Below are 12,876 nucleotides of genomic sequence, written 5' to 3'. Positions count from 1 at the left end.
GATAGACTAACTATTAAATGTCAAGACTGAAACGAAGCAATTCGTTCAGATAGATCAGTACCTTGAAAACTGCATGACAAACAGAGCATCCGATAGGGTGCTCAGACAGAAGAGGAAAGAAATACTTATGCTGCGCGATAAGGTTCGCCGGTTAATTGCATCCGGTAGATCACCCGGACAAGTTTCTTACATGCATGTGAAATAGCTACATAGTAATGCTTGCCTTCCGCTCTCTTTTTGGCAAGATAAGAATTAAACACTGGATCCCAGTTGCAGACGTATATCGTGGCATTGAACAGGGCGTATCGCAGATAACGAGATCCACGTTTCTCCATATGGGCATAGGATGAAGTCAGTTGTCCGGATTGATATGTTGAAGGAGAAAGTCCTGCGTAGGCAAGGATCTGGTCTGCATTCTCAAAGCGTGAGAAATCGCCTATCTCTGCAAGGATCATGGCACCCATTCGATTTTTGATTCCAGGGATAGTGGTGATTGGAGATTCCAGCGTATTCATGATGGAATTGATTGCTGTTTCAATCTCGTTGATTTCTTCGCTAAGGACTTCAATGAGATGGATCGTGTGCTTTAGTTCCATGGATTTTGCGGACATTACAGTTCCTACGGAAGAAATAGCGGCATCTCGGATGAGGATTGCTTCATCGCGTCCGTAATGCCCCTTGGATGCTTCACAGAGAAGATGTTTTAGGCGAGTAAGATGTGCTGCGGCAACAAATGAAGCTCCGGGGAACTCGGAGAGCAAAGCGTAAACGGTAGCCGTATGAAGTGTGGGGACCAGTTTTTCCAATTCTGGGAATAGAATGCTGACAAGCCTGGAAACGGAGGTTTTGAGTTTGGCACGTTCCTGAACCTTGTCGAAACGGTATCTTGTGAGCGACTTTAATTCTTCGTTGTGGTATGATGTGTCTGAGTAGGGCTTGAGCGTCCTATCGGTCAATAACATCATAGCAATCGAAGCAGCGTCGACTTTATCCGTTTTCGTCTTTCTAAGGCTCTGACCTTTTCTGAAAAGATTTGTATGTAACGGGTTGATAACATAGCTGGCCAGGCCGTTATCAAGGAGCGACCGTAACAGATTGAGATGATAGTGTCCGGTAGCCTCGAGACCTACTTTTATTTCATGAAGATCTTTGGTTAATGACCAGATCTTCTCATACAGTTCGTCAAATCCCTGTAACGTGTTCTGGATAGTGAATGGAGAAAACAGGATTTCACCATCTGAACCGAGGATACAGCAATCGTGCTTATCCTTTGCAACGTCAATGCCAACATAGATCATACACATGATCCTCCTTTAAAGTATTTGATGCTGCTGTTGATCCACAGGGCTCTTTGCTGATGTAACCTCGTTCTACATAAACCGTCATGCGGTATCTAACTGATTAACATTATGACAAAGAGGCTGTGGTCGGAGCCTATCCGAAACCGTCTATGCGGTAGGGGCATAAAAACCAATCCACAGCATCTTCAACAGCATACCCGATACCTATAGAGAAGGTAAAGAATGGGTATGACTATATAATACGAGGGGCATATATGATACATTCCTACATTTACAAGATATAATATTATAGATATCAAGAGATGTAACAAAAAAAACATTGTCATTCATCATAGCAATTAGTTTATCTATATCTTTAGGCCACACATCAATAAATACAGGAATTAGGTTTAAGCATGAATAGAACCTATATTCATCTACGGTCATACAGTATGCTATTCCAACATTGTTACGAATATCTTGCTTGATATTCTTAACCACACTTAATAGATTTCTTACTGGTTTTATAAGATATACCTTATTTAATAAAACAATATCTATTCCCTTAGATTCAAAGATATTGTCTTCCCACTCGTATACAATTTGCCGGAAGTTATCAGAATATATATTTCTATTTGAAACTATATAATCAATCATATCTTATTTACCCTTTTCAAAACAGAGTTTATAATATTGTGAATAGCTTTATTCCTAATCAAAATTTCTATTACGCAATATACCAAGGCTGAAATCAAAACTTGTAACACAAATTCTATAATTGCAGGGAAATGCAGTTTTGAAATAGCTATGCAAGTTAATATCACACCTATACAGCCAATAAATATTTTTACCAATGTTTTTTGCAACCCATTTATATTAATTACTTTTCTTCCTATATGACTTGTTGATACAAAGGCTATTCCCTCGGCGATAATAGTAGTAAAAGCGGCAGCATTTTGTTGATAAGATGGTATTAACAAAACATTTGACGTAATGTTAACAATAGCACTTAGCAGTGTGATATACATTAACTCTTTTTCTTTACCGAGTGGAATTAATATGCATTGTCCCCAAAAATATGCCCCCATACAAAAAATCAATGCAATTGATAATAATACAACAGACAATTCACTTTCTTGATATTCTATTCCCGCAATAATATATATTAGTTCTTTACGAACCATTATAATCCCTATAGCAGCGGGCAATAAAATTGAATACATTAATTCATTTATATTTAATGACAATTTATTGATTAATTCAGCATTATTAGTATCATTAATCAATGATGATATACGCGGAATTGAAACTATAAGCACAGAAGACAAAATTGTCTTCATTATAGTATATAATTTTGCAGATACTGAATATAATCCAACTGCTCTGTCACCGCACATTGCGCCAAGCATTGTTGTATCCGAGCTTACGTAAATTGTAATAGTTACAGCTGTCACAAACATCATCAAAATTGGTTTCGTATGCTTCTTGATGTCAGAAAAATTTACAAGCTTAATCCTTATATACTTTCTTGAGTTATATATATTTAAAACATTTGCCCCTACACTGGAAATAACAGAAATTAAAGCGTACTTATTTGTGTCAGCCTTTGAATGTACCATTGCAAATAAAAGCACAAGAGATATAATCTGAAAAATAATACTCCTAACTGTTATATATGTGTATTCTTCATAAATTGAGTATAACCATTCAACTCCTATCGTCTTAAAAAGAATCGTAATAGACAAAATAGCAATTAATGTGATGTAATCTTTGAGTCCTAAATCAAGAATCACAAGTATTGCTAACAACAAATAAGAAATGACTGTAGAAATTAGATTAATCGTAAATAGCTCACTCGAAAGAATTGATAGCTTTTCTTTCGAGTCGCGAATCTTTGCGCCTTCTCTTATTGCATATGAATTTATACCCAATCCAGCAATTAAAACAAAATAGCTTATAATAGAAGCTGAGTAATTATATCTGCCAAGTTCATTAACACCTAGTATTCTCGCAGCATACGGAAAAGTAATGATAGGGAAGACAATACCCATAATCCCTTTTAACGCATTCAAAACTGCATTCAGTTTCAATGATTTATTCCTTGAGTTATGCATTTTCAATTATCTCAATTCATCATATAAATTCATCGCCAAATCCACTGTAACATCGGAATTGTAATGACTATGTTCTCCCCAACGTCCAAGACCATAAACTCCTCGATCTTTACTCCAGTTCAGCAGTCTTTTCATTATCTCTGGTTTTCTGACTGTATTGAGAGGATAAGCAAATTTATTCATATACTTAAAATTGTTATTTGGCTCTTCCATGTCTATACGTTCGCTGTTTGTCTCTGTCCAATACCCTTTACTGTTCGGACAGAAATTGTGGCGAACAAGTATGCGGTGATAAGGCAGTTTTGGATCCGGATAGTAAATCCACTGTGATTCTGTATCAAGATTCTCTTCGTGATATTCAGTCTGAATCGAGCTGTACTTGAGCTCTTTCAAACTTTCATTAATGTCCTCTGGCATGCCGATAATTTCTTCATATTCAAGCCAAGGAATAGTCGTAATAATCACATCAGCCTGATATTTACTACAATCTGCTGTTGTAACAGTCTTATTTGTAAAATCAATCCCATTAACGTTCTTGTTGTATTCAATCCTATCTCCAAGTGCCTCTGCCATCCTAAGCCACAGTTCACCGTATCCATACTTCTTAGGATAGTAGAACTGTGTATGCCCTGGATCCTTACCATAAGCCTTCTTTGATAAACATGACATTAACGTCTCTTCAAAACTAACATTTGGAAGTTTCTCAAGCCAGTAAGTACCGAGCTGATCGAGTTCCTTGCTGAACATTTTCTGATTGTAAGGAATCATATAATCCTCAGCAATCTTTTTACCAAGCTTCCAGTATATCCAATCTATAAATCTCTCCGGCATAGGTTCGCCAAGATTGCATCCAGCAATAGCTATAGATTTAAGATATTCGATCTGGTCTTCTATCTTCATCTGCCAGATATTCGCTTCAATAGGCTGTCCTATCACATTCCCATTTACGTGGAGTGTAGTTCTTCGGTTATATAAGTCCCATTCATCTTCCGGCATAAATTTGAATAGAAACTCATTAACATGAGGACGTCGAACATCTAAGAAATGGCCACCACCTATGTCAAATGGTGATCCATCTACGTCTACCGAACGGCACAATCCGCCGGCTATTGATTCCTTTTCAAGAACTATAAAGTTATCTTCTCCAGACTGAAGAAGTTTATTTGCAAATGTAAGCCCTGCTGGACCTGCGCCTAAAACAAGATATCTCATATTAATTCCTCCTCACTTTATACACTTTTTTCATATATTTTGCGTTTGTAAAAAAAGTTAAGGGATAAATATAATATTCAAATACTACAAGTGGTAAATACTTATTGCGTTTTTTGCATTTATAATCTAAATAACACACATATGATAAACCTAATAATAGCAAGCAGACTTTTATATAAGTCGGACTAATAACTACAAAAACAAAATAAAGCAATATAGGGAAAAGATGTTTGATAATTCTCTTTAATAGATATTTATTATTCATTATTTGCATTAATGCAATAGCATAATTCTTAGACATTTTATAGTATTGATTAAATGACATTGGCGATTTCCACCTCACAATTGCTTCTTCTGAAAGCGAACATGACGCTCCATTTTTACATGCCAAAGTATAAAACTCAGTATCTTCTCCTGCATATATAAATTTTTCATAAAAGAAACCATTTTCCTCAAATATATTTTTTTTAACTAATGCACCGTGATTTGATGGTATCTTGATCCTCTGCCCATATTCTCCATTTAAAAAAGTTCTATTGTACTTTACAGAAAACGAAGTACTATCTACTCCACGAATAGGAGAATACACCATATCAGTTTTCGCTTCATCCATTTTTTTTATCAGACTAGTGAAAAACTCGCAATCATATTCATTACCAATTCCAACAATTCCAATCAAATCAGTATTTGTATTTTTTATGGCCAAATTATAACCTTGAGCTATATTTAGCCTTCCGTTTGATATAACCCGAATATAAGGATATTTCTCTGAATACCTGTTTATAATATTTACCGTTGAATCCTTGGAACCACCATCTGCGATTATCACTTCTTCTGGCTTACAACTCTGATTAATAATAGAATGTAGAAAAGACTCTATCTCACCTTCATCATTATATGAAGTTGCAACTATGGAATACTTGATGCTCATTATTATTAATACCACCCTTACCGCTAATTTTTTGAACTATGAATCAAAATATTGTTTATTTGCCTCCCCCCAGAAATATCTATTAAGAAAGAACAAATACTTAAGATTATAGGGACAGTTATGGCTTTATTTACATCAAAAATATCGTGAGTTAACGATCCTACAACTACATATAATAGTAAGGCACTACTCACAACTAAATTATTATAGCTTTTTGTCTTTAACGATTTAATAGCTGCAGAGATGACACATATAATTAGTCCTCCATATAGAGCAACGGTCATTAGCCCAAATTGAACATAACTTTGTATATAGCCCAAATCATCTAGAAACATTTGTGTTTGATACGGTCCATTTAATATTGCTCTAGACAAAGAATTATAACCGGACAGAATCCCAATCCCCGTCAGAATATTTGTGTTGTCAATAAGGCTTGTATAATACTTGAGCTCCCAATATCGGTATTCTAATCCCATTATTCCAGAATCCAAACCCAGATAAGAAAGTATAAAAGGTGCAATTAATAGTATAAGCCCAATCCCAACTACTACAGTGAATAATAAAAACAAAAATCTGCTTTTTGAAGATATTCTTTTACTTATTAACCAGTAAACAAAGGGGACTAAATAAATAATGGACTGAAGTAGGTATGTTCTAGATTTAGTTACTATCGCAAGATATATGATTACAATTAAGATAGTATATATATATCTCCTTTTTCCGTTTTTATTATACATATACTCAGATCCTATAATAATGATTGGCCATAAGCAAGAAGCCCCAAGGCGCAGAGTTCCTGCACGTGTCCAAGCAGCAACACCATTGGTTAGTTCAAATAACAAATCAGGAAATATAGCGAAATTAAAAATTGTATATATAATCCAACTAAAAGTTCGCAGTACAATAGATATCATTCCAATTTTTATCACATCATTTAATAGCACATCTAATGAACATTGTTTTTTACATATTGTGTTAAGCGGAAATAACATAAGCACCCATAAAAATCCGCGTAAAGGAAACATAATTTCTGCAAATGAATAACCATATCTATCAATTGATAGATGTGTCTCCAGCGCAATAATTATACAATATAAGAAAATATATCTCCTCACACAATTTGATATTTTCCTTTTTGATTTTACTTTTATAACAAAGTATAATAAGTATATTAGTAAAATGGCTGTAGCAACTGTTCTCCATGTTTCAAGCTGAATAGACAAAACCGTAAATAGACCAGCTAAAGTAGAAAGAATTAGTAAATAAAATAATCTTTCAATCTGAATTTTGTAATTACCTCTCATTCTCGTACCTTTTCCTAATTATAAATAAATCGTAAAGAATCAGTAATGGCAAATAAGCATTGACTTTCATCAAAATCAATTGTATTTTCTGAGCCAACGACTTTAATTCATCGCTGATTCTCAAATTACAAACAGCATCTTTAACATACTCGTCATTCGATATGATTTTAATTTCTGCAATTTTCCTTGGAAAAGGAAGATCTGACGACGCTATTCTTTTATATGCAAATCCAGCATTAACTAAGGCTTCAACTCTGTATGCATGTATTGTTGCCTTGGAGCATGTTTTATAAATATTCAATAAATTTCTCCAGTATCCCTTAATTTTCTGATAGTAATTTTGATTATACATGTTAGAGTGCGTGGCAGAGCAAGGGTTATCTCTATATACATACCATTCATCTGGGACAACAAGAACTCGTTCTGCGTGCTTTATTATTTCTCTATTAAATAACTGATCCTCACTATAGAGTATATCCTCATGAAACTTAACTCTACTAACTATCTCTTTTTTATATATTCTTGAGCAAGTACTTCCAATTATTCCATATTTACCCGTACAAGAAAATCTTTGTTCAATGTCATCGATATTATTTTTCTCAAAAAATTCAGCTGTTCCTGTTGTCTGCAAATAATATGTGTGGGGGAACACCTTCATTGTTCCAAATATAATGTCTGGTTTATACTTTCTTATATAGTCTATTGATGAGCAAATAAAGTCCGGAGAAAAAATATCGTCTGAATCAGCAAAAGATATATAGTTTCCATTTGCTACCTGGATGCCGAAATTCCTAGCTGATGAAACTCCTCCATTTTCTTTTTTAATATAAACTATAGTCTCCCTTTTTTCCAAGATTGCTTGAAGCTCCGACGAATGTTCTTCATCACTTCCATCATTTACAATAATGATTTCAACGTCGCTTAAATCCTGAACTTCAAGGCTTTGTAATAATTCCTCCAAATATTCTTTCTTTGAATTATATACAGGAATAACAATTGATAAAAGCATACTTAATCACCATAACGCACAAATACTATAACATATAAAACAAATACCTACCTTACAACTATTAACCAACGCTGACATATTTCGTTTTTGTCTATATCAAATTAAACAAAATCCTCACTTTGAATGAACATGTAGCTCTTTGATTAGATGAAATATATTTTTTATTGATTAGCAACTCTATTTTACTCTTTATACTGACCTTGTATTGTATGAAATCTTCCAACTCCTCTAAATCAATTATCACATTTTCCGAAATGAGATTTCTTTTAATATCCTGTAAAAAGATACCTATCGGGTTTTTTTTTCCTTCTTTTAACCAGAGTTTCTTTCTTTGCTTAAACAACTGAATCTTGCTTTTTCCAGAACGTCCTACAACATTATTTTCATGCATTCTCCTTGAATAATGAACTGTCTCATCATAAAGTACATTTCCAAATGCAAGAGCTGATAAACAAAATAATAAATCATGCATAGGAAGACTCCTATAATTAACTCTTCTAACAATTTTCATCAGCTCATTATTCCATACCATTGAGCAACCTGGACAAAATCCACATACAATTGCACTCCAAAAATTCAAGTCTTCAGTAGGCACTGTTGTTTTGTCTCTTGTAACTGCTCCATTTTCATCTACATATCTTCCATTGCAAAAATATAAATATGGCTGATCATAGTCCTTTATCTTTTTAATCGCTTTTTCAATTTTATCAGCGTCCCACAAATCATCTTGATCGCAAAAAGCATAATATTCATAATTGCCGCAATGATAAACCAATTCCATAAAGCTACGTGCAGCACCCAAATTATTAGATGCGTCAACCATTTTAATACTCATCTTTTTCTTCCATCTTTGTATTATTTCGCGGGTATTATCGCTGCTCCCATCATCTCTAGCATATATTACAAGATTTTTGTATGTTTGATTATACAGTGTCTGAAATTGTTCATTAAGATACTTTGATCCATTATATGTTGATAATAATATCGCTATTGACTTAGAATCGTTCTCAATCATTTATAATCATACCCTCATTTATTTGTGTACCTATACATTTGAATACTTAAAATATAGTTTTCTCAACTTCTCCGCATTTTCTGTACTATCAAGCCCTACGCTTTTTAACTGCTCAATAGCTTTTCGACTATCAATAGCCCTGTCTTGTTTTCTTAATAACATAATCTGTGAGTTAATTATTCTCACCCATTCATCTACAATTAAATCCTCGTATTCCATGTTTTCAACGCTATCATTGTTTGATACTTTAATCAGCTTTGAGATACAACCGTATATCCCACTGCACTTTGCTTCTATTAATGCTAAGCTTTCTCCTTCGAATAGTGATGGAAATACAAATATATCAAATGCAGAATAATATGGAATGACATTCTTTTTCATTCCTGCCAGTATTACAATCTCCGACAAACTTAGCTTTTCAATTTTAGCTTCTATATCTTGTCTAAGTGGACCATCCCCAACTATTATGAGTTTTATATGATTATTTTTAAATCTAAGTTTATCAATAATATCAAAAATGAATAATTGATTTTTTTGATAATTCATCTTACCAATTGTTCCGATTAGTACTTCATTCTCTTTTATTCCATACTCTTCTCTTACTTTTCTTCTAAAAATATCAGAATACGAGTATTCATTTAACGGAATGCAATTTCGAAGAATCTCAAACTTTCTTTTTCCATATAGATGTGTACCAGCCTCAAACGTACAAGCTGTCTTATTGTTGCACAAATAATTAAAAGGTATTCGTAAAACACTGTGAAGAGCCGGATGATTGGTTTTAGAGTTCAAACAATGTGCCATTCTATTTGGTACATTGGTCTTCTTGGCTAAGTATAGCTCAAGAAACATAGTTGAACTGTTTCCATGAACATCTACTACGTCATATCCTCTCGTTAATATTTTCTTTAATTCTCCCACATAAGATAATAAATTCTTTTGTTTTATTGGCAAATTAAAGCATTTTCCACCATTACCTTCAATAATTATCCTAAGTGAATCATCACATTTACCACACGCTGCAACATCTATTATAAGATTTTCCTTGATCATGTTATTGTAGTAATTCATAAAAGCATTTGCTATTCCACCATATTCTACAAACGCTGTTGTTATTATTACCAGTACCTTCATATAACACCTCTAAATGAAGTTAGATATATGTGAATTATACACATAATAATCCAACTAATAACACCGATATTATTACTACTTTACTTCTTGGAAAATATTTCTCATAAATTCGGCGGTCTTCCTAATCCCTTCTTCCAAACCTATTGGATTAAGACTACCGTATGCTGTCTCAAATCTTTTAATATCTAAGTAATTAAACGGGACATCTACTTTTCTACCTTCTGTGTATATAACATTAAGTTTAATTCCTAAAGCTCGCTCAATAGTATTAAGCACCTGCTTTATGCTTGTGCCATAACCACAACCAAGATTGAAGGTGTGATGACGGTCAGTACCATTGACTATCTTTTGAATTCCTCTTATAGCATCATCAATATAAATGAAGTCTCTTACTACAGACCCATCACCATAAACATTTATTTCTTCACCTTTAATTGCTTTATATGTAAATGTGGTCACAGCACCAAGTACACCGTTCGGTCTCTGATATGGACCATAAGGATTGGCAAGACGGATGATTCTGTAATCAAGACCGTACATATAGTTATATAAGTATAGTAGCTTTTCTATAGATACCTTCTGTATTCCATATGAAGTGATAGGATTTGTCGGCGTTTTCTCATTCAGTGGACACTTGGACTCTTTCCCATAAACAGTTCCGCCCGAACTGATGAACACAACTTTCTTGACGGATTTCTTAACGCACGCTTCGAAGAGATTAGCAGAAAGAACCACATTAGCTTTCAACTCTTCTGCTATGTGCTGATTTGATGTTGTTGGAACAGTTGTGGAGATTAGGTGATAGACCAGATCTTTATTCTGTACTAGTTCTTCATAATCTGTATCCATCGTAAGGTCTGATTCTACGATGTTTACATGTGGAAGGTTTAGGTCAATAATATTCTTGAAATATGATTTTTCTCTATCAACAACTGTTATCTCGTTATCCGGATTCTTGGCCAGCTCAATCACAAGATTCGTTCCAATAAACCCAGCTGCACCTAATAATATGATTTTCATATTTTTAAACCTTTTAATTCTACTTTTTTCTACTTATATACTCATCAATTCCTCTCGCAAAGCAGAAATCAGAATATTATTGTCATTTGTATCACGGATTGCTATCCTCAAATAGTTCTTCTCTCCTGTTTTTGATGTCAAATCTTTAATGAGGATATTATGTCCAATTAGCAATCTTTTTAACAAAGATTTAGAACACATATCACCTCGTAGCTCAACCATTAGATAATTTGCCTGTGAAGGAACAACTCGAATCCCTTTAATCTTCTTTAGTTCTTCTTGAAATCTTGCGCGTTCAGTTCTAACCTGAATTAACGCAGCAGTGTATGCTTTCCTGTGCTTTTCAAATATCTGCATGAAGAATTCGCCGAAGGAATTAATGTTCCATATAGCCACATCTTTCTTCATATTTGCAATTGTCTCCGAATCACCGGAAACAAGAATGCCGAGACGTATTCCTGGCACACCATAAGATTTTGATATACTCTTCATCACATATAGATGTGGATTATTAGAGATTATCTCCTGATTGATTATGGTGCTATCCTCCTCATCAGCAAAATCCACAAATGATTCATCTATAACAAGCTTGATTCCCTGCTTCCTACTCCAAGCAATCAATCTAAGCACATTTGCCTTTGGAATATAATTTCCGCTCGGATTATCCGGGTTAACTACAACAAGGTTATCTACTTTATTCTCAGTAAAGAACTTCATCAGATCATCTGCTGTGTATGAAAAGTCAGCATTCTGCGGTACAAACGATACAGTGTTGCTTTCATCATACCTATTCGGATACTCCTCAAAAGTTGGTCTTACAAATCCAGTCTTGCCAGTCATTCCTTCCATCAGGCTCTTAATCAGTTCAGCTGCGCCGTTGCCAATCACAATATTTTCCTGATGAACACCGAAGTTCTTTGCAGCAAGAAGGCTGTTAACACGCATTCCGCTCGGATATCCGGTAAGCAGCGTATCAAAGCTTGCCTTCATCTCATCCTTAATTTTCTGATTCGGAAAATAAGGATTTACAAGATAGCAGAAATCTAGCATCTTGGGATAACGCCAGTACCCGCCATAACGACCTTGAATCATCTTCACTCTCGCATCCTCATCAAGTGCAAACAGTGATTCCGCAATGTCAAGATCCTGAATATCATCTATCTCATACCAACGTTGTCCGAATAACCTTTTTGCCTTTATTACGGGCTCATCTAGCATAGCAATTACCCGAAGAACCTGTTCATAGTATTCATTCTCTCCAAGTGCAGCCTGATACGCATCAAGAAAAGGAACATAATGTGTTTCCGAGAAATGTTTGCTGAACTTATAAAGATTTACTGTTTTGTAATAATCGGTTGTATTGTTAAAATCAAACTTCTTACCAGGAACAAAATCTATAATTTCATCTTCTGCATTTAATTTCACACAAGTTCCATCCATCCAAGATTCATATTTATCTACCAAAGCTAATGTATCGCGTTGATCCTGAACAAGCGTATTCAGCACATCATCTTCAAAAATAATATCAGACTCAAATAAAAGCGTATCGTCTTTCACAAGCCAGTCTTTAGCTAGTGCAAGAGAATATATATTATTAGTCTTATCGTAAATAGGATTATTAATATATGTAATCGGAGTCGTTATATCAAGTGTGGCTATGTAATCAATCAGCTTCTGACCTTCATATCCAACAACAATAATAATCCTTGACAAGCGCTGATTCTCTATCTGATGAAGCATACGATCAATCAGCGTAACTCCATTAACTTTCACCATACATTTGGTATTATTCTGGGTGAGATCCTTAAGTCTCTTTCCCATTCCTGCCGCTAATATTATCGCTTGCATTTCTTTCTC

General features: G+C 34.4%; 10 protein-coding genes. All 10 read right to left on the bottom strand.

The window, feature by feature from the left end; all coding sequences use genetic code 11:
* Positions 1-125: 125 nt before the first annotated feature.
* The 10 genes from G585_RS0103040 to G585_RS0102990 all read right to left on the bottom strand — a co-directional run bounded on the left by G585_RS0103040 (position 126) and on the right by G585_RS0102990 (position 12,867).
* Positions 126-1,298: an IS110 family transposase gene (locus G585_RS0103040; RefSeq protein WP_022772890.1), complete on the bottom strand. Its 1,173-nt coding sequence runs from the start codon at positions 1,296-1,298 to the stop codon at positions 126-128.
* A gap of 635 nt (positions 1,299-1,933) precedes the next feature.
* On the bottom strand, positions 1,934-3,370 hold the full coding sequence (locus tag G585_RS0103030) for a flippase (protein WP_196802882.1): 1,437 nt from the start codon (positions 3,368-3,370) through the stop codon (positions 1,934-1,936).
* Between the two features lie 30 nt (positions 3,371-3,400).
* On the bottom strand, positions 3,401-4,606 hold the full coding sequence (locus tag G585_RS0103025) for a protoporphyrinogen/coproporphyrinogen oxidase (protein ID WP_022772886.1): 1,206 nt from the start codon (positions 4,604-4,606) through the stop codon (positions 3,401-3,403).
* 1 nt (position 4,607) lies between these two features.
* The gene (locus G585_RS0103020) at positions 4,608-5,537 is read right to left on the bottom strand and encodes a glycosyltransferase (RefSeq protein WP_022772885.1); all 930 of its coding nucleotides are present in this window, start codon (positions 5,535-5,537) and stop codon (positions 4,608-4,610) included.
* Between the two features lie 23 nt (positions 5,538-5,560).
* Positions 5,561-6,841, bottom strand: coding sequence for a hypothetical protein (locus G585_RS0103015; RefSeq protein ID WP_022772883.1), 1,281 nt, complete (start codon positions 6,839-6,841; stop codon positions 5,561-5,563).
* A complete protein-coding gene (locus G585_RS18705) occupies positions 6,831-7,850 on the bottom strand; it encodes a glycosyltransferase family 2 protein (protein WP_022772882.1) in 1,020 nt (339 codons plus the stop codon). Before G585_RS18705 ends, G585_RS0103015 begins: the two co-directional genes overlap by 11 nt.
* Positions 7,851-7,941: 91 nt before the next feature.
* Entirely contained in the window at positions 7,942-8,865 is a 924-nt protein-coding gene (locus G585_RS18700; protein ID WP_022772880.1) for a glycosyltransferase, read from the bottom strand.
* A gap of 30 nt (positions 8,866-8,895) precedes the next feature.
* Complete coding sequence (locus tag G585_RS0103000) at positions 8,896-9,999, bottom strand: glycosyltransferase (RefSeq protein WP_022772879.1); 1,104 nt, start codon at positions 9,997-9,999, stop codon at positions 8,896-8,898.
* A gap of 75 nt (positions 10,000-10,074) precedes the next feature.
* Positions 10,075-11,019, bottom strand: coding sequence for an NAD-dependent epimerase/dehydratase family protein (locus tag G585_RS0102995; RefSeq protein WP_022772878.1), 945 nt, complete (start codon positions 11,017-11,019; stop codon positions 10,075-10,077).
* 33 nt (positions 11,020-11,052) lie between these two features.
* Positions 11,053-12,867 carry an aminotransferase class I/II-fold pyridoxal phosphate-dependent enzyme gene (locus G585_RS0102990; protein ID WP_022772876.1) on the bottom strand — a complete coding sequence of 605 codons (1,815 nt, stop codon included), beginning with the start codon at positions 12,865-12,867 and terminating at the stop codon, positions 11,053-11,055.
* Positions 12,868-12,876 lie beyond the last annotated feature (9 nt).

Origin of the sequence: Butyrivibrio sp. AE2015 (genome assembly GCF_000420825.1) — a bacterium.
Classification (GTDB): Bacteria; Bacillota; Clostridia; order Lachnospirales; family Lachnospiraceae; genus Butyrivibrio.
The sequence above is the reverse complement of the archived record's forward strand: the minus strand, read 5'-3'. Positions and strand labels throughout refer to the sequence as shown.